We start from the raw sequence: 17,117 nt of genomic DNA, 5'->3' as shown, positions 1-17,117 counted from the left end.
ACCGCGAGGCTGCTCGCAGCGGAACTGCGAAGCGCCGCGCGGAAGTCCCATCGACTCGCGTGAGGGCGCGGCTCATCCCTCCGCGGGCAGATCACCACTGCGGCCACGGTTACTCGGTCCGCATCGCCGCATCTTCAAGGTCAGGTGTGCGGCTTGCGCGGCGTCCGGCACGCGGCCTTCTCGGGCGAGGACCGGGACCCGGAGTGCCCGTGGGCGTGGCCGGCGGGGCCGCCTGGGCGCATCACGCAGAGCTACATCGGGGCTGGTGATGCGAACCCGGGCGGCGGGCCGTTATCGTGGCAGTGGCGCAATTCCAGGTGCGGCGGTGACAGCCCGCCGGTTCCTCCCCGGGAGGAACGATCCGGTGCGATCCCGGAGCCACGCGGTGACACCCCGCCCCTTCTCGGACCCCGATGACGGTCCCTGACGCCACCGGCCGCGACGGACGCGGCCGACGCCGGCATGAAGGGGATGGACGTGTTCACCGGAAGAATTCACGAGATCGGCGAGGTCGAGACCGTCGGCGCGAACGGCCTGGGCATCCGGGCGGCCAAGAGCGCGGGGCGGGTGGCGCCCGGCGGCTCGGTGAACGTGGCCGGGGTCTGCGTGACCGCCGAGCGGGTCGAGGACGATCTCATCAGCGTCTCGATCAGCGACGAGACGCGCCGCAGGACGACGTTCGACGAGATGACGGCTCCCGGGCGGCGGGTGAACGTGGAGACGCCCCTGGCCGTGGGCGATCCGCTCGACGGGCATCTGGTGCAGGGGCACGTGGACGGGGTCGGCAAGGTCGTGCGGGTGGATGACGGGCCGGGGGTGGGGCGGCGGTTGTGGATCCGGCCGCCGGAGCGGTTCATGGCCAGGATCGCCGCCAAGGGGTCGGTCGCGGTCGACGGCGTGAGCCTGACCGTCGCCGAGATCGTCAAGGACCGGTTCTCGGTGGCGCTGATCCCGTCCACGCTGGCCGGGACGACCCTGGCCGAGCTGGCCGTGGGGGAGCGGGTCAACATCGAGTCCGACGTCGTGGGACGGCTGGCGGCGGCCGGTGCGGCGGCCGCGGGCGCGAACGTCGCCCGCGCGGTCGCGGCGCTCGGCTGGGCCGGGCACCTGTCGGGCCGTGCCGGGGTGGAGAAGGTGGTGCAGCAGCTCGCCGCCGGCGGCGCGGTCATGGTGTGGGATCCCGAGCGCGAGATCGAAGGGGACGTGATCTTCGCCGGCGCGAACCTGCGTCCGGCCGCGTTCACCTTCCTGCTCACCGAGGTGTTCGGCTACCCGTGCGTGCCGTGCGCGCCGGACGTCCTGGAGCGGCTGGAGATCGGGGCGCTGGCCGGCGCCGGCGATCGGCAGGGCACGGCCTTCCACACACCCGTGGACCTCGCTTCGAACACCGGCACCGGGGTGAGCGCCGCCGAACGGGCCGCCACCGTCCGGCAGCTCGCCGACCCCGGGGCGCGCCCTGCCGACTTCGCCTCGCCCGGCCACGTCATCCCGATCGCCGCCCGGCCGGGCCTGCTGCGGGAGAGGGCCGGGCACACCGAGTCGACCGTCGCGCTGTGCGTGGCCGCCGGGCTGGCGCCGGTGGGGGTGTGCTGCGAGGTGATGAAGCGGGACGGCACCATGGCCGGCGCGGCCGACCTGGAGGCGTCGGCGCTGCGGTGGGGGCTGCCGCTGGTCGACATCGACGATCTGCGCACGTGGTTGTGAGCGCCTAGAAATCTACAATGTAAAGGCGCTCTTCCGGGACGGAGCAATGGAAGCTCCGTCCCGGAAACAACCCCGACGACGGGGGAAGGCGTCGGGTGGCCGGAGCGGGGTGCTTACACTTGTCGAACGTGACTTCCAAGCCGCGTATCCCCAATGTCCTGGCCGGCCGCTACGCCTCGGCGGAGCTGGCGCGCCTGTGGTCGCCCGAGTACAAGATCATCGCCGAGCGGCGGTTGTGGCTGGCGGTGCTGCGGGCGCAGGCCGAGCTGGGGATCGCGGTGCCCGAAGGGGCGATCGCCGACTACGAGAAGGTGGTCGAGCAGGTCGATCTGGAGTCCATCGCGGCGCGTGAGCGCGTCACCAGGCACGACGTGAAGGCGCGCATCGAGGAGTTCAACGCGCTGGCCGGGCACGAGCAGGTGCACAAGGGCATGACCTCGCGCGACCTGACCGAGAACGTCGAGCAGCTCCAGGTGCGCGACAGCCTGCTGCTGGTACGCGACCGCGTGGTGGCGCTGCTGGCCCGGCTGGCGACGCTGGCCGAGGAGCACGAGGCCACGGTGATGGCGGGCCGCTCGCACAACGTGGCGGCGCAGGCCACGACGCTGGGCAAGCGATTCGCCACGGCGGCCGATGAGCTGCTGGTGGGTTACCGCAGGCTGGAGGAGCTGATCGGACGGTACCCGCTGCGGGGCGTCAAGGGCCCCGTTGGCACCGCGCAGGACATGCTCGACCTGCTGGGCGGCGACCGCGGCAAGCTGGCCGAGCTGGAGGGGCGGGTGGCGGCGCACCTGGGGTTCGAGCACCGCTTCACCAGCGTGGGCCAGGTGTATCCGCGTTCGCTGGACTTCGAGGTCGTCACGGCGCTGGTGCAACTGGCGGCGGCGCCGTCGTCGCTGGCCAAGACGATCCGGCTGATGGCCGGGCACGAGCTGGTGACGGAGGGGTTCAAGGAGGGGCAGGTCGGCTCCTCGGCGATGCCGCACAAGATGAACACCCGTTCCTGCGAGCGGGTGAACGGCCTGGCCGTGGTGCTGCGCGGTTACGCCTCGATGGTGGGCGAGCTGGCGGGCGACCAGTGGAACGAGGGCGACGTGTCCTGCTCGGTGGTGCGGCGGGTGGCGCTGCCGGACGCGTTCTTCGCCTTCGACGGGCTGGTGGAGACGATGCTGACGGTGCTGGAGGAGTTCGGCGCGTTCCCGGCGGTGATCGCCGCCGAGCTGGGCCGTTACCTGCCGTTCCTGGCGACGACCAAGATGCTGATGGCGGCGGTGCGGGCCGGGGTGGGCCGTGAGCAGGCGCACGAGCTGATCAAGGAGCACGCGGTGGCGGCGGCGCTGGCGATGCGTTCGCGCGGCGCGGCGAACGAGCTGCTGGACCTGCTGGCCGCCGACGAGCGGTTCCCGCTGGACCGGCCGCGGCTGGAGGCGTTGCTGGCGGACCGGGTGTCGTTCACCGGGGCGGCGGCCGACCAGGTGGAGTCGGTCTCGCAGCGGGTGGGCGAGGTCGTGGCGGCGCACCCGGAGGCGGCCGCGTACCGCCCTGGCGCGATCTTGTGATCAGGCGGCTGCGATCCCTGGAGGAGGTGCGGGCCGCATGCGGGGACGACGATCTGGTGATGTGGGCCGCGCAGGGCCTGTCGGGAGGCAGCCGGGCGTGGGCGCTGGGCGGGGCGGTCGTGGCCGGCAGCCCCGCCGTGTCGCGGCACGACCGGCTGGCCGTGTGGGGTGAGGCGTCGAGCGCGGCGTCGAGCGCGGTGGCGCTGGTGCGGCACGCGCTGCGCGAGCTGGGGGCCTCGTATCGGCCGCTGGGCGAGGTGGAGCTGATGCGGCGGGTGGCGGGCAAGGTGGACGGCGTCCGGGAGGCCGCGGAGTTCTCCTGGATGAGCCTGTCCACGCTGCCGGATGAGGATGATGGGGCCGTGGGGTGGCTGGACGGCGAGGCGGCGGCTGGTGAGGTCGCCGGGCTGCTGGCGGCTGACGCGCCCCACTCCTACGCGGTGCCCGGCGCGGCCGGGGTGAGCCGGTGGGCCGGCGTGCGGGTGGACGGGGTGCTGGCGGCGGTGGCGGCCGAGGCGTGGTCGGCGCCGACGGTGGGGCTGGTGGCGGGTGTCGCCACGCGGTCGTCGTTACGCGGCCGGGGCCTGGCCGGGCTGGTGTGCCGGTGGGTGTCGCGGGAGCTGGTGGCCGGGCGCGGGCGGGCGGCGCTGATGGTGGACGACGGCAACGGGGCCGCGATCCGGGTGTATGAGCGGATCGGGTATCGGCGCAGGCGGGTGCTGGCCGCGTACGTCACCTGAGGCCTGCCTTGCTCCCGGCGCTCAGGTGATGGAGATGCCCGGCCGAGGCCAGCGCCTGGTGGACGGGGTGGCCAGGCGAAGGCGGCGATCAGCTCGCCGTCGGCGGGTCCGCCGGCGGGGCCTGGCGTGGCCGCCCGGGGTGAGCGCCCGGTAATTGGGATGAGGTTCCGGCGGCGCTCGTGCAGAGTTGACGAGGTGATGTCCAACTTTGTACCTGGTATCGAGCTGTCGCGCGCCTTCTACGGTGAGGTGGTGGCGCCGCTGGTGTCGGGTGTTTCGCATAGTGCCGCGTTGATCGGGCCGGGGTCGGAGGTGCTGGAGTTCGACACGGCGCGTTCGACGGATCATGACTGGGGGCCGCGGGTGCTGCTGTTCGTGGCCGCGGAGCGGGTGGCCGAGGTGGAGGCGAAGGTGGCGGCGGGGCTGCCGGAGCGGTTCGGCGGGTTTCCGACGGTGTTCCCCTATCACGAGCGGGTGCGCCCCGGGGTGACGGTGGCGGATCTGGGGGAGTGGCTGGTCGGGCGGCTCGGCTTCGACCCGCGCGAGGGGGTGTCGTTGCTGGACTGGCTGTCGGCGCCGTGGCAGCGGCTGGCGGAGGTGACCGGCGGGGAGGTGTTCTTCGACGGTCTGGGGGAGCGGGGGCTGGAGGCGGCCAGGGCGGCGTTGCGCTGGTATCCGCAGGACGTGTGGCGCTACGTGCTGGCGTGTCAGTGGCAGCGGATCTGCCAGGAGGAGCCGTTCGTCGGCCGGTGCGGTGAGGTGGGTGACGAGCTGGGCTCGGCCGTGCTGGGGGCGCGGCTGGCGCGGGAGGTGATGCGGCTGGCGCTGCTGCTGCGGCGGCGCTATCCGCCGTACGGCAAATGGCTGGGCAGCGCGCTGGCGCGGCTGCCGGGGTCGGCGGAGCTGGGGGAGTCGCTGGGCGCGGCGGTGGCGGCGCGGTCGTGGCGGGAACGGCAGGAGGGCCTGTCGGCGGCGTACGGGCGGGTGGCGGCGCTGCAGAACCGGGTGGCGCTGGCGGAGCGGCTGGATGAGGGGGTGCGGGGGTTCTTCGACCGGCCGTTCCAGGTGATCGGGGCGGGGCGGTTCGTGGAGGCGCTGATGGCGTCGGTGTCGGATCCGGTGGTGAGGGGGCTGCCGGTGACGGGGTGTGTGGATCAGCTCTCGGACTCGGTGGATCTGCTGGTGGCGCCGGGCCGGGCGCGGGCGGTGACGGCTGCGGCGCTGGGTCTCACCGCTTGATGATCTACATTGTAAAGGCCCTGGGTGTGTGCAACACCCGGGGCCTTTCTCTTTCAAACCTCTCAGGCGAGGAGAGAGGCGGCGAGGTCTTCCACGCGGATGCGCCAGGCGTCGGCGGTGGCGGGATCGCCGGTGCAGGTGACGACGAGGCGCGGGCCCTGCCCGGTGCCCTCGGCCAGTTCCCAGCGGACGTGGCCGGCGGGAGTGTCGTACTCCAGGAGTTTGGCGCTTTCGGCGCGGGTGACCGGCCCTGCTTGCAGGCCGGGGACGGTGAACGGGGCGGGCGGTGGTGTGCCGGGGGTGGCGCCGGGGCCGTCGAGGCGTTGCCAGACGTCTTCTGCGGGCCGGGTGAGCTGGCGTTCGACGCGGACGGTGTCGCCGTCGGCGGTGGTGGAGTGCAGGCCGAGGATGGCGATGTAGTCCTCGTGCAGGCGGGCGTGGTAGGCGGGGCCGGCGTCTTCTGGCAGGTGGGAGGGGCGGCCGTCGAGGTGGGCGTGCAGGGCCTGGAGGCAGGTGTGCCAGCCGGAGGCGAAGCTGGCGGCGCCGTGGCGGTCGGTGAAGGTGTGGGTGAAGGTGAGCAGGGTGCCGTCGCCGTCGGGGGTCAGGTGCCAGCGCAGGTGGTCTTCGCCCCAGGTGTGGGCGTAGGTGTGGGGTGGGTTGTGTTCGGTGATGCGGCCGTCGGGGCCGAGGCCGTAGCTGATGCGGTCGCCGTGGATGGTGACGTCGGCGGGGAACCAGGCGGCGAGGTGTTCGGGGCGGGTGATGGCGCGCCAGACCTTGTCGGGTGGGTGGGGGAGGCGGCGCTGGAGGGTGAGGGTGGTGCGGCCGTCGGGGTGGAGGGTGAGGGTCTCGTTCATGGGGTGGGGTCGTCTTCCATGGTGTCGAGGTGGTGTTCGAGGTTGTCGAGTGCGGTGTTCCAGAGCCGGCGGTAGGGGGTGAGCCAGGCGTCGATCTCGGCGAGGGGGGCGGGGCGGAGTTCGTACCAGCGGCGTTGGGCGTCTTTTCGGACGGTGACGAGGCCGGCTTGGCGCAGGATGCGCAGGTGTTTGCTGGTGCCGGGCTGGGTGAGGCCGAGGTGGTGGGTGAGTTCGCTGACCTGGTGGGGGCGTTGGAGGAGGAGGTCGAGGATGTGGCGTCGTGCTGGTTCGGCGAGGACGTCGAAGGGCATGGCGTGAATATACCGGGCTGGTTATATGCCTGCAAGGTTATGTACGTAGGGTCAGGTGGTGTGGCGGCGGGCGTTGGCGTGGATGGCGTGCCGGAAGTAGACGGCCAGGCCGGGGACGCGCTCGTCGAAGGTGGCGGCGAAGCGGGGGTCTTGGACGTAGATGTCGCCGAGGCAGCGGTGCAGGTCGTGGGGGCAGTCGTAGAACCAGCGGTTGATGTGGCCGCGGTGCCGTTCGGCGATGTCCATGGCGTCGGCGCCGTCGGCGGGCAGCCCTGCCTTGAAGGCGGCGATGAGGTCGTCGTTGACGGTGTCGGCTTCGGCTCGCAGTCGCAGCCAGTCGGCTTTGGTGTAGGAGGCGACGCGGGCACGGCTCTGGGCGTAGGCGTCGGTGTGGCCCCAGCGGCGTTCGACCTCGGCGTCGTGGTCTTCTGGGCGGAAGTCGCCGAAGATTTCGAAGCGTTCTTCGGGGGTGAGGTTGATGCCGCTGGAGCGGGCGTTGATGGCGCGTTCGACGGCGGCGATGACCTCTTGCAGGCGGCCGGCCTTGCGGGTGAGCAGCTCGTGCTGGCGGCGCAGGTGGGTGACGTCGTCGGTGTGGGGTTCGTCGAGGATGACGGTGATCTCGTCGAGGGGGAAGCCGAGCTCGCGGTAGAGCAGGATCTGCTGCAGGCGGGCGAGGTCGTCGTCGGTGTAGCGGCGGTAGCCGCCGCTGGTGCGCTCGCCGGGGGTGAGCAGGCCGATCTCGTCGTAGTGGTGCAGGGTGCGCACGGTGATGCCGGCGAGTCTGGCGACTTGTCCCACGGAGAAGCTCATGGTGTCCAGCTTGCAGGGTGACGTGGGGTGAGGGTCAAGCCGGGCTGGACTCTCCCGCTGTGGGAGGGGCCATGCTGGTGGGCGTGGATGAGGAGTTGCTGCCGATCGGGCAGTTCGCCCGGCTGGGGCGGTTGAGTGTGAAGCAGTTGCGGCACTACGACGAGCTGGGCCTGTTGCGGCCGGCGTTCGTGGACGGGGAGACGGGTTACCGGTATTACCGGGCGTCGCAGGCGCGGGTGGCGTTGTCGATCGGGTTGTTGCGGTCGCTGGACGTGCCGCTGGCGGTGGTGGGTGAGGTGTTGTCGGGGGCGCCGGAGGATGCGGGGCGGTCGCTGGCGGGGGTGCGGGACGCGCTGGAGGCGGAGCTGGCGCGGCGGCGGCGGACGCTGGCGGCGCTGGAGCGGGTGATGGCGGAGGGGTTGCCGTCGGCGCGGGTGCGGCGGGTGTCGGAGCCCGCGTTGCGGGTGGCGGTGGTGCGGGAGCGGGCGGCGGGGCCGGAGGACATCGGGCGGGCGACGTCGGCGGCGGTGGCGCGGCTGCTGCCGGGCGGTGGCGCGGGTGGTGGCGCGGGTGCTGTGGCCGGTGGCGGGCCGGTCCGGCTGGTGGGGCTGTTCCCGGTGGATCTGGGAGAGGTGGTGGAGGTGTCGGTGGCGCTGGTCCTGGAGGAGGGCCGGCGGGCCGCCGAGGGGGTGGAGGTGCGGGTGTTGCCTGGCGGGGTGTTCGCGTCGGCGACGCATGTGGGGCCGTACGACCAGATCTCGCTGACGGCGCACGCGGTGCTGGCGTGGTGTGCGGAGCGGCGGCATGTGGTGCGGGGGCCGCTGCGTGAGGTGTACGTGTCGGATCCGGCCGTGACGTCGCCGGAGGAGTTGGTGACGCATGTGAGGGTGTGTGTGGAGGAGGAGTCGTGGTGAAGCTGGTGTTCACGGGGCGCGGACGCGTCTGAGCGTGGACGGCGGTGGCCGGAAGGGAGGCGTCCTCCGTGTGGGGCGCCGCCTTCGTCGTGTGCGGGTCAAGGCGCGCCATGCGCAGGTCAAAACTTGCTGTGGCTTCGTGACCAGGGCGCCCCCGTGGGGCGGCCGGGACATAGCCTGGGGGGCGACGACCCGGGAGCGTGGTCATGGTGACCTCGCGGCCCGCGTCGCCTTGGAACCCATGACAGCGGTGACGATCTGTGCTCCCCGGGGCCGCCGGAGCGGTGTGGCGGGGGCGATGAGCGCTCTGGGGCGCCGGCCCGAGGGGGCCGGGGTCGGACGCTTGCTGGGCGGCTTGTGCCGGGGGGAAGGTGCAGGCGTCTGCTGGGGCGGGTCGCTCCGGTGCGGGGTGCCGCGGGCTTCGAGCGAGTGGAGTTGCGCCTCATGTTAGGACGTGGAACGGCCGTGGCGGTGCTCGCTGGGCGGCGGCGCGCCGGTGGCGGGCGCGGGGTTCGCCGCATTGGAGGTCGTGATCGTGGCCGGCCCGGTGGTCTGGTGCGGGGCGATGCGCGGCGGCCTTCCTCGGGGCGGGGCGTCCTGCCGGTGCGAGGCGCCGGTGTCCGGGGTGGGCGCGGGGTCCGTCCGGGATGCGGGTTATTAGCGGGGTCGGGGCGTCCGGCATCGCGCCGCGCGGTGGCGGTGATGTCGTCAGGCCCGCGGCGGTGGCGCGGGCGCGGCGGCGGGACGGCCGTGGCAGCGGCCCGCCAGGCGTGGTGCGGGCCGCGGAGCGAGGCGGTCTGGCGGGATCACGGGTTATTACCCGGCCCCTGCGGGGGTTGCGCGGGTGTCAGGCCCGCGCCGGTGTTGATGGCGAGCGCGGCTTTCAGATGGGCGCCGGTGACCGATCCCGGCGCGTCGGGAAGATGTTGCGGCGGCCCTTCGAACAGGATGCGGCCGCCGTGTTTTCCGCCGCCCGGCCCGAGGTCGATCACCCAGTCGGCGTGTTTGACGACGTCGAGGTGGTGTTCGATGACGATGACGGTGTTGCCGCCGTCGACGAGCCGGTCCAGGAGCGTCAGGAGTGTGCCGACGTCGGACAGGTGCAGGCCGGTGGTGGGTTCGTCCAGGACGTGGACGGCGCCGGTGCGTGACAGTTCGCCGGCGAGTTTCATGCGTTGCAGTTCCCCGCCGGACAGGCTGCTGGTGGGCTGGCCGAGGGTGAGGTAGCCGAGGCCGACGTCGATCAGGGTGCGGATGGTGGCGGCCACGGCGGGTTCGGTGAAGAAGGCGGTGGCTTGTTCGGCGGTGAGGGCGAGCACGTCGGCGATGGTCAGGCCGCGCAGCCGGTGGGTGAGTGCTTGTGGCCGGTAGCGGGTGCCGCCGCACATCTCGCACACGGAGGTGACGGGGTCCATGAACGCGAGGTCGGTGTGGATGAGGCCGCGGCCTTCGCAGCGGGGGCAGGCGCCGTCGGAGTTGTGGCTGAACAGGGCGGCGGGTACGCCGCAGGTGCGGGCGAACAGGCGGCGGATGGGGTCCAGGACGCCGAGGTAGGAGGCGGGGCTGGAGCGGGCCGAGGTGCCGGGCGGGTCCTGGGCGGCGATGAGGACGCCGGGGTGCTGGGCGGGCAGGATGTGGGTGAACAGGGTGGACTTGCCGGATCCGGCGACGCCGGTGACGCAGGTGAGCACGCCGGTGGGGATGGTGGTGCCGACGTCGTGCAGGTTGTGCAGGGTGGCGGGGGCGATGGTGAGTCGTCCGGCGGGGCGGCGTGGCCGGGTGTTGAGGGGGGTGCGGCGGCGCAGGGCCTGGCCGGTGCGGGTGGCGGCGGTGGTGAGTTGTTCGAAGCTGCCGGTGAAGACGATCTCGCCGCCGTGTTCGCCGGCGCCGGGGCCGAGGTCGATGATGTGGTCGGCGACGGCGATGACGTCGGGGTCGTGTTCGACGACGAGGACGGTGTTGCCTTTGTCGCGCAGGGCCAGCAGGAGCCGGTTGAGGCGGCCGACGTCGCTGGGGTGCAGGCCGGCGCTGGGTTCGTCGAACACGTAGGTCATGCCGGTGAGGGCGGAGCCGAGGTGGCGGACGGTCTTGAGGCGTTGTGCCTCGCCGCCGGAGACGGTGGAGGTCTCGCGGTTGAGGGTGAGGTAGCCGAGGCCGATGTCGTCGAGGCGGCGTAGTGCTGTGACGGCGGTGTCGGCGACGGGGTTGGCGAGGTCTGCCAGGACGGTGATGAGGTCGGTGATCTCCATGGCGGCGTGGTCGGCGATGGAGTGGGGGCCGATTCTGGTGGCCAGGGCGGCGGTGTTGAGCCGGGCGCCGTGGCATTGGGGGCAGACGCCTTCGGTGATGAGGTCGTGGACGGCGGCGCGGGTGCGTGCGGACAGGGTGGAGGTGTCGCGTTTGAGGTAGAGGCGGGTGAAGCGGTCGGCGACGCCTTCGTAGGCGACCTTGTTGAGTGTGCCGTTCTTGCCGTGGACGTCGACGGTGAAGCCGCTGCCGTGCAGGAGGAGGTGGCGTTCGGCGGGGGTGTAGTCGCGTACGGGTTTGGCGGGGTCGAAGGTGCCGGAGCGGGCGTAGATCTGCCACTGCCAGGTGCCGACGCCGAAGAGGGGGAAGCGGATGGCGCCGTCGTCGAGGCTGCGTTCGTCGTCGATGAGGGCGGCGGTGTCGAGGCGGACGGCGCGGCCGAGGCCGTCGCAGCCGGGGCACATGCCGGTGGGGTCGTTGAAGGAGTAGGCGAAGGAGTAGCCGGCGCTGGGGGTTCCGTAGCGGGAGAACAGGACGCGCAGGATCGGCATGATGTCGGTCATGGTGCCGACGGTGGAGCGGGCGTTGCCGCCGACGGGTCTCTGGTGGACGACGATGGCGGCGCCGAGGTTGTCGATGGTTTCGACGTCGGGTTTGTCGTAGGAGGGGAGCCGGTTGCGGATGAAGGCGGTGTAGGTCTCGTTGAGCTGGCGCTGGGATTCGGCGGCGACGGTGTCGAAGACGATGGAGGACTTGCCGGATCCGGATACGCCGGTGAAGACGACGAGGCGGTTCTTGGGGATGCGCAGGGAGATGTTCTTGAGGTTGTTGACGCGCGCGCCGGTGATCACGATGCTGTCGTCCATCCCGCCACGCTACCGTATGGTGTACGGCAGGGTGTACGGTTCATGGCCGGGTATACGGCCTGTCGGTAAGGATGGCCCCACCAGCCGCCATCTGAGATGTCGCCGCAAGCGGGCACCGGCCGGACTGCGCGGGAGGCGATGATCGTGCCGGCGAGGCATTGGCTGAATTTCAGGACAGGAAGGTGCCCACTCGCTTGACCGTGCGGATCACGGGCGCGGTCTCCAGCTCGCGCACACCGTGGAGCGGGGCCACTCGCTCGGTGAGGTAGCGGTAGAGGTCGCGCGTGTCACGGCAGGTCACACCGGCCATGAGGTTCGTGGGGCCGGTGGTGGCCGCCACCACGTCGGCCTCGGGGTGGGCGGCCATGGCTTCGCCGACCGAGGCCAGGGCCGACGGCTCGACCTTCATCCACAACCAGGCCTCGGCGTGGTAGCCCAGGGCCTGCGAGGAGATTTCGACGTCGAACCTGAGCGTGTCGCTGGATCGCAGTTCGCCGAGGCGGCGTCGCACGGTGGTGTGCGACCATCCGCTGGCCGCTGCCAGCTCGCCGTACCCGGCCCGCCCGTCTTGGGCCAGCACGCGCGCCATGGCGTGGTCCTGCGCGCTCAGCGACACCTCTTTCCCGTACGGCAGCATGGGCTGGATCCGCTCGGCCTGCTCGTCGGTGAGCACCGCGACCCGGCTGCGCCATCCGGCGAACATGTGCAGGGTCGCGTGCGCGGACATGGCCACGATGCGCGGGGTCCGCGGCAGTTTCTTCAGCAGCAGTTCGTCGGCGTCCTGGTCGCCGCCCGCCTGGACGCCGCAGGCGATCTCGGTGCCGCCGGACAGCAGGCGGACCCAGACGGCGTCGTCGCGCCGGGCGATGGCCTCGGCCACCTGACCTGCCGCATCCGGCGTGCACACGAGGCGCACCGACCAAGAGGTGCGGCCGAAGCGCTGGCCGTCGAGCCAGCCGGCCACCCGCAGGACGCCGTGCGCGCGCAGCTTCCGGTAGCGGCGGGCGACGGTGTGCTCGGAGACGTCGAGTGCGTCGGCGATCGTGCGGAAGGAAGCGCGGCCGTCGATCTGGAGTGCGTGCACGAGAGCATGGTCCATCGCGTCCAACACGCTAGGTTTCGCCATGCTTCAGCATTGCACGCTACTTATCGCCAGAACGTGGCACTTGAGGTGCTTGGTCGTCGAGGCGACGGGATCTTTGACGCATGAGCACTTACCTGGTTTTCGGCGCGACCGGCAACGTGGGCAGAAGGGTGGCCGAGCGGCTGGCCTGGAGCGGCGCCGCCGTACGAGCCATGAGCCGCAACCCTGAGGCCGCGAAGCTGCCCCAAGGCGTCGAGGTGATCACTCCGGACCTGGACGCGCCCGGCGCCCTCGACGACGTCGACGCCGCGTTCCTCATGTGGCCCTTCCACTCGGCTGAACCCGCCCGCCCCATCGTCGGCGCGCTCAAGCGCCGCGTCCGCCGCGTCGTCTTCATGACCGGTGGCGGTGCACTGCCTGGAGTCGCGCCCGAGGAGCAGCCCAACCCGGTCGCCCGCTGGCACGCCACCGTCGAGCGGCTGATCGAGCAGTCCGGCATGGAGTGGACGGTGCTGAGCCCCAGCACCTTCATGGCCAACACCCTGTGGTGGAGCGCGCAGATCAGGGCGGGCGACTACGTCCGCGGGGCCTTCGGCTCGCTGGCGACGACGCCGATCCACGAGGACGACATCGCGGCGGTAGCCGTACACGCGCTGACCGAACCCGGGCACGAAGGACACCGCTACACCCTCACCGGGCCTGAGGTGCTGACCCAGGCCGAGCAGGTGCGGCTGATCGGCGAGGCCGTCGGCCGCCCGCTGCACTGGCAGGAGCTGACGCTGGAGCAGGAGCGTGCCCGGCTGCTGGCCGATCCCGACTTCCCCGGCGACTTCGTCGACGAACTACTCGACGGCTACACCAAGATGGCCGCCGCCCCGCGTCCGGAGGTCACCTCCACGGTGCCCGACATCACGGGCGCACCCGCCACAACGCTGTCGGCGTGGGCCGCCGAGCACGCCGACGACTTCAGCGGCGGCCGGCGATGAAGGTGATCGTCGTCGGGGCCGGCGTCGGCGGGCCGGCCCTGGCCAACGGGCTGCGCGGGGCCGGGATCGACGTGGCCGTCTACGAGCGCGACCAGTCGCCGCTCATCCGCCGCTCATCCGCCGCCGGGGCTACCGCCTGCACCTCAGCGACGCCACCCACGTCATGAGCCCAGCGGCCGGGGCAGGGACCAACCTCGCCCTGCGCGACGCGACGGCGCTCAGCGCGGTACTCGCCCACGCCGGCCCACTCATCCCGGCGCTGCGCTCCTACGAGCAGGAATCGACGACGCCCTCATCCAGCCCTACTCCGGCCACGCCAGCCGCACCTCGCTGGAGATCTACTCCAAGATCGCGCTCGGCCCAGGAACCCGACGACAGCGTCATCGACCAGTTCCCCGTGTAAACAACCTCTCACGCCCCCAGCCACCTGTGGGAATGCCACAGATGGCGGCTGGTGGGGCCAGCCTCGCCAACAGACCTATACAGTGGTGTCATGGTGCGACCCCCGCTGACCCCCGAGGAGCGGCTCCGCGGCGAGCAGCTCGGCCAGGTGCTGCGCCAGGCACGCGGCGAGCGCAGCATCGTCGACGTGGCCGCGGCGGCCGGCATGTCCGCCGAGACCCTGCGCAAGATCGAGACCGGGCGGATCGCGACGCCGGCGTTCTTCACGATCGCGGCCCTGGCCGACGTGCTGGGCATCTCCCTCGACCGGCTCGCCGTCCGCTCCACGCCCGCGCCCATCCCGTAGCGGGCTTCAGCCCGTCTCGGAGGGCCGGGCCGGCAGCGGTCACACCAGCGCCAGCTGGGCCGCCTTCGGCTCGCCCCGCACCGCCTGCGGCGCCCCGCACTCCATCCCGTACACCTGGCACAACTGCGCGATCTGCCCCGTGATCCGCCCCTCGTACGCCTCCGGCGGCAGCCCCGCCCGGTCGTACAGCTCCTCGTACCGCTCCACGAGGTGGGGATGCGCCTGCCGCAGCCACTCCACGTACCATTCGCGCGTCCCCGGCGGCAGGCGCAGCACCATGGGCTCCACCCGCCGCACCCCCGCCGCGGCGATGCGCCGTACGGTGGCGCCGAGCTGGTCGGCGGCGTCGCTGAGCAGCGGCAGCACCGGAGCCATCAGCACCCGGCAGTCCACGCCCGCCTCCACCAGCGCCGAGACCAGCTCCAGCCGGGCCTGCGCCGACGGGGCGCCCGGCTCGACCGCGCGCCGGATCCGCTCGTCGACGAACGCGATGGAGATCGCCACCCGCGCCCCGGCCCGCGCCAGCAGCCGCGCGTCGCGCAGCACGAGCGGGCCCTTGGTGTAGACGGTGAACGGGGTGCCCGCGGCGGTCAGGGCGGCGATCACGTGCGGCATCAGCCGGTAGGTGTCCTCGGCCGGCTGATAGCAGTCGCCGGACAGGCCCACCGCGAGCTCGCTGCCGTCCCAGCGGGCCAGCTCAGCGCGCAGCCGCTCGGCGACGTTCGGGCGGACGACGACGCGGGTGTCGAAGTCACGCCCCATGTCCAGGCCGAGCCGCCGGTGCGCGGCACGGGCGCCGCAGCCGCGGCAGGCATGGGCGCAGCCACGGTAGGGGGAGACGGCCCACTGCTGGGCGATGCCCGCGGCCTGCGGCACCCGTTCGATCACGGTGCGAGCCTGCAGCTCGTAGAAGCCGTCGCGCAGCACCGCGCGCCGCTCGATCAGTGGGCGATCGTCGGCGGCGTCGACCAGCGGTAGCGCGTCCCAAGCCACACCCTCCAGTGGAACACGTATTCGACTGGGTTTTCAAGCGGTTCCGCGCAACCCGCCGGGACCCCGCCGTCCGGCGGGGGAGAGGCACCCCTAAAATCAGGACACCCGTACCACTTTCTCGCACCCCCGGAGACCACCACCCATGGCCTGGATCCTGCTCGCCCTCGCCATCGCCAGCGAAGTGCTCGCCACCACCGCGCTCAAACTCAGCAACGGCTTCTCCCACCTCGGCTGGAGCATCGTCGTCGCCGCCGGCTACATCACCTCCTTCGCCCTGCTCGCCCGCGTCCTGAAACTCCAGCTCGACATGGGCACCGCCTACGCCGTCTGGTCCGGAGCCGGAACCGCCGCCATCGCCCTCATCGGCGCAGCGTTCATGGGGGAGACCCTCACCGCCCTCAAGATCGGCGGTATCCTGCTCATCATCGGCGGCGTCGTCCTCCTCAACCTCGCAGGTGGCCATTGAACCCACACCTGAGCAACCACAACAGCACCCCCGCGCAGCAGCCCGCCCAGCAGCCCAGCCAGGAGCGCAGCCGACGCCGGCGCACCACCCTGCTCAACGCCGCCGTCGGCCTCCTGGCCGACGGCGGCTTCGGCGCCGTCACCCACCGCGCCGTCGCCCAGCGCGCCCACCTGCCGCTGGCCGCCACCACCTACTACTTCGCCTCCCGCGACCAGCTCCTGGCAGAAGCGTTCGCCCAGCTCGTGGAGACCGAACTGGCCACCACCCGCGACTGGATCACCCGCCACGGCCTGACCGCACTCACCGACCAGGTCGCCACCGCCGACCGCACCCGCCAGCTCGGCCTGTGGGAGCTGTACGTCCACGCCGGCCGCGACCCCGTCCTGCAGCACATCGCCCGCCGCTGGACCGACGGCTGCGTCCGCCTCGTCGCCGACACCCTCGGCCTGCCCGAGACCGACCCCCGCGTCCGGCTCCTCTACACCACCGTCTCCACCCTGTGGCTCGAGCACGTCGTCGAACAACGCCCCCTCGACGAGGCCCGCGCCCTGCTCACCCTCGCCCTGACCCACGCCACCGGAGAAACAGGAAGGACCCCATGACCGGCCACATCCACCACCTCGCCCTGCGCACCGACTGGGAGGACGCGCGCAAAGCGGGGGAGTACCGCGTCTCCACCCTCGGCCGCACCCTCGAACAGGAGGGCTTCATCCACTGCAGCCGCGACCAGGCCCAGCTCGACGGCGTCCACACCGCCTACTACAGCCACCTGTCCGAACCGCTGCTCGTCCTCGACATCGACCCCGCAGGCCTCGACATCCGCGTCGAGAACGGCTTCCCCCACCTGTACGGGCCACTACCCGTCACCGCGGTCACCGCCACCCGCCCCTACACCCGCTGACGAGTATGGACACCCGACAGGCCGCACAGCGCTTCGCCGACACCTGGCAGCACGGCTGGACCCACCACGACGCCGCCGCCATCACCGCCCTCTACCGCGACGACGCCGTCCACACCAGCATGCCCTTCCGCCCGCCGCACCGCGGCAGGCAGGCCATCGCCGACTACATCACCTGGTCCTTCACCGGCGAGAGCGACCCCGACGTCACCTTCGGCCCGCCCCTCGTCGACGGCGACCAGGCCGTCATCGAGTTCCGCGTCCGCGCCTACGACAACGGACGCCCCATCACCCTGGCAGGCTGCGTCCTCGCCCAGTTCGACACCGACGGCCTCGCCGTACGGACCCGCGACTACTGGCACACCACCGACGGCCACCACCAGGCAGACCGCTAACGCACCACCCGCAGCGCCGCACGCCCGCCCTGCGCAGGGCCCGGCACCGGAGCAGGGGAGGGGAGCCCCTGCGGACGCGCCATCTGCTGCGTCTGCTGCTGCGCTTGCCTCTGGGCCTGCTGCTGCTCCATCTCGGCGCGCCGCTCGGCGCACCCGCCCGCACAGTACCCGTTCGTCACGATCAGCCGCCCCCGCAACGCGGTGTACGACTCCTTACCGGAAGCGGGCAGAACCCCCTGACACACCGGGCATAACACCGACTCGTTCCCCACGTGCTGCTCCTCTCGCGGCGCGAAT

General features: G+C 72.1%; 21 protein-coding genes. 14 read left to right on the top strand and 7 right to left on the bottom strand.

The genetic code is table 11. The annotated features are described in order from the left end of the window. The first annotated feature begins 477 nt into the window (after positions 1 to 477). The 4 genes from FXF51_RS58020 to FXF51_RS58005 all read left to right on the top strand — a co-directional run bounded on the left by FXF51_RS58020 (position 478) and on the right by FXF51_RS58005 (position 5,242). Positions 478 to 1,704: a riboflavin synthase gene (locus FXF51_RS58020; protein ID WP_148443437.1), complete on the top strand. Its 1,227-nt coding sequence runs from the start codon at positions 478 to 480 to the stop codon at positions 1,702 to 1,704. Between the two features lie 128 nt (positions 1,705 to 1,832). Next, positions 1,833 to 3,263, top strand: a complete 1,431-nt coding sequence (gene purB, locus FXF51_RS58015) for an adenylosuccinate lyase (RefSeq protein ID WP_148443436.1) — start codon at positions 1,833 to 1,835, stop codon at positions 3,261 to 3,263. Further along, complete coding sequence (locus FXF51_RS58010; RefSeq protein WP_148443435.1) at positions 3,260 to 4,003, top strand: GNAT family N-acetyltransferase; 744 nt, start codon at positions 3,260 to 3,262, stop codon at positions 4,001 to 4,003. Before purB ends, FXF51_RS58010 begins: the two co-directional genes overlap by 4 nt. Before the next feature lie 198 nt (positions 4,004 to 4,201). After that, positions 4,202 to 5,242: a DUF4037 domain-containing protein gene (locus FXF51_RS58005; protein WP_148443434.1), complete on the top strand. Its 1,041-nt coding sequence runs from the start codon at positions 4,202 to 4,204 to the stop codon at positions 5,240 to 5,242. A gap of 62 nt (positions 5,243 to 5,304) precedes the next feature. On the opposite strand, the gene FXF51_RS58000 is transcribed toward FXF51_RS58005, so the two are convergent. From FXF51_RS58000 to FXF51_RS57990, 3 genes are read right to left on the bottom strand one after another with little or no spacing between them, the layout of a single operon-like run. Further along, the gene (locus tag FXF51_RS58000) at positions 5,305 to 6,099 is read right to left on the bottom strand and encodes an SRPBCC domain-containing protein (protein ID WP_148443433.1); all 795 of its coding nucleotides are present in this window, start codon (positions 6,097 to 6,099) and stop codon (positions 5,305 to 5,307) included. Next, on the bottom strand, positions 6,096 to 6,410 hold the full coding sequence (locus tag FXF51_RS57995; RefSeq protein WP_148443432.1) for an ArsR/SmtB family transcription factor: 315 nt from the start codon (positions 6,408 to 6,410) through the stop codon (positions 6,096 to 6,098). Before FXF51_RS57995 ends, FXF51_RS58000 begins: the two co-directional genes overlap by 4 nt. Positions 6,411 to 6,461: 51 nt before the next feature. After that, complete coding sequence (locus FXF51_RS57990; protein ID WP_148443431.1) at positions 6,462 to 7,223, bottom strand: MerR family transcriptional regulator; 762 nt, start codon at positions 7,221 to 7,223, stop codon at positions 6,462 to 6,464. Positions 7,224 to 7,294: 71 nt separating this feature from the next. On the opposite strand from FXF51_RS57990, the gene FXF51_RS57985 reads away from it, so the two are divergent. Further along, positions 7,295 to 8,137 carry a MerR family transcriptional regulator gene (locus FXF51_RS57985; protein ID WP_148443430.1) on the top strand — a complete coding sequence of 281 codons (843 nt, stop codon included), beginning with the start codon at positions 7,295 to 7,297 and terminating at the stop codon, positions 8,135 to 8,137. 454 nt (positions 8,138 to 8,591) lie between these two features. Continuing rightward, positions 8,592 to 8,798: a hypothetical protein gene (locus FXF51_RS57980; protein WP_148443429.1), complete on the top strand. Its 207-nt coding sequence runs from the start codon at positions 8,592 to 8,594 to the stop codon at positions 8,796 to 8,798. A 145-nt stretch (positions 8,799 to 8,943) separates the two neighbouring features. Here FXF51_RS57980 and FXF51_RS57975 read toward each other — a convergent pair whose 3' ends face one another. Together FXF51_RS57975 and FXF51_RS57970 are read right to left on the bottom strand one after the other, a co-directional pair. Then, positions 8,944 to 11,250 (bottom strand): excinuclease ABC subunit UvrA, encoded by a 2,307-nt coding sequence (locus FXF51_RS57975; RefSeq protein ID WP_148443428.1) that lies wholly within the window; start codon positions 11,248 to 11,250, stop codon positions 8,944 to 8,946. A gap of 169 nt (positions 11,251 to 11,419) precedes the next feature. Further along, entirely contained in the window at positions 11,420 to 12,349 is a 930-nt protein-coding gene (locus FXF51_RS57970) for an Lrp/AsnC family transcriptional regulator (RefSeq protein WP_262380597.1), read from the bottom strand. Between the two features lie 107 nt (positions 12,350 to 12,456). On the opposite strand from FXF51_RS57970, the gene FXF51_RS57965 reads away from it, so the two are divergent. The 4 genes from FXF51_RS57965 to FXF51_RS57955 all read left to right on the top strand — a co-directional run bounded on the left by FXF51_RS57965 (position 12,457) and on the right by FXF51_RS57955 (position 14,068). Next, positions 12,457 to 13,320, top strand: coding sequence for an SDR family oxidoreductase (locus tag FXF51_RS57965; protein WP_148443426.1), 864 nt, complete (start codon positions 12,457 to 12,459; stop codon positions 13,318 to 13,320). Beyond that, a complete protein-coding gene (locus FXF51_RS61630) occupies positions 13,317 to 13,487 on the top strand; it encodes a hypothetical protein (protein ID WP_187415165.1) in 171 nt (56 codons plus the stop codon). The genes FXF51_RS57965 and FXF51_RS61630 overlap by 4 nt, the downstream gene beginning before the upstream one ends. After that, positions 13,484 to 13,723 (top strand): hypothetical protein, encoded by a 240-nt coding sequence (locus FXF51_RS64015; RefSeq protein ID WP_148443425.1) that lies wholly within the window; start codon positions 13,484 to 13,486, stop codon positions 13,721 to 13,723. Before FXF51_RS61630 ends, FXF51_RS64015 begins: the two co-directional genes overlap by 4 nt. Positions 13,724 to 13,813: 90 nt before the next feature. Beyond that, a complete protein-coding gene (locus FXF51_RS57955; protein WP_148443424.1) occupies positions 13,814 to 14,068 on the top strand; it encodes a helix-turn-helix domain-containing protein in 255 nt (84 codons plus the stop codon). Positions 14,069 to 14,107: 39 nt separating this feature from the next. Here the strand turns inward: FXF51_RS57955 and FXF51_RS57950 are convergent, their stop codons facing one another. Further along, positions 14,108 to 15,061: a radical SAM protein gene (locus FXF51_RS57950; RefSeq protein ID WP_262380596.1), complete on the bottom strand. Its 954-nt coding sequence runs from the start codon at positions 15,059 to 15,061 to the stop codon at positions 14,108 to 14,110. Positions 15,062 to 15,203: 142 nt separating this feature from the next. Between FXF51_RS57950 and FXF51_RS57945 the strand changes: the two genes are divergently transcribed. Genes FXF51_RS57945 through FXF51_RS57930 form a run of 4 tightly spaced genes read left to right on the top strand, consistent with a single transcriptional unit; the run spans position 15,204 to position 16,820 of the window. After that, positions 15,204 to 15,527 carry a DMT family transporter gene (locus FXF51_RS57945; protein WP_148443423.1) on the top strand — a complete coding sequence of 108 codons (324 nt, stop codon included), beginning with the start codon at positions 15,204 to 15,206 and terminating at the stop codon, positions 15,525 to 15,527. Then, positions 15,524 to 16,129, top strand: coding sequence for a TetR/AcrR family transcriptional regulator (locus tag FXF51_RS57940; RefSeq protein ID WP_222871966.1), 606 nt, complete (start codon positions 15,524 to 15,526; stop codon positions 16,127 to 16,129). Before FXF51_RS57945 ends, FXF51_RS57940 begins: the two co-directional genes overlap by 4 nt. After that, positions 16,126 to 16,428, top strand: a complete 303-nt coding sequence (locus FXF51_RS57935) for a DUF952 domain-containing protein (protein ID WP_148443422.1) — start codon at positions 16,126 to 16,128, stop codon at positions 16,426 to 16,428. Before FXF51_RS57940 ends, FXF51_RS57935 begins: the two co-directional genes overlap by 4 nt. Before the next feature lie 5 nt (positions 16,429 to 16,433). Then, on the top strand, positions 16,434 to 16,820 hold the full coding sequence (locus FXF51_RS57930; RefSeq protein ID WP_148443421.1) for a nuclear transport factor 2 family protein: 387 nt from the start codon (positions 16,434 to 16,436) through the stop codon (positions 16,818 to 16,820). Here FXF51_RS57930 and FXF51_RS57925 read toward each other — a convergent pair. Beyond that, entirely contained in the window at positions 16,817 to 17,092 is a 276-nt protein-coding gene (locus FXF51_RS57925; protein WP_148443420.1) for a hypothetical protein, read from the bottom strand. The two genes, FXF51_RS57930 and FXF51_RS57925, sit on opposite strands and share 4 nt — an antisense overlap. Between the last annotated feature and the right edge of the window lie 25 nt (positions 17,093 to 17,117).

It is taken from the genome of Nonomuraea sp. PA05 (assembly GCF_008086045.1).
Classification (GTDB): Bacteria; Actinomycetota; Actinomycetes; order Streptosporangiales; family Streptosporangiaceae; genus Nonomuraea; species Nonomuraea monospora.
Note: the sequence above shows the minus strand (reverse complement) of the source record. Positions and strands in the feature narration are given on the sequence as shown.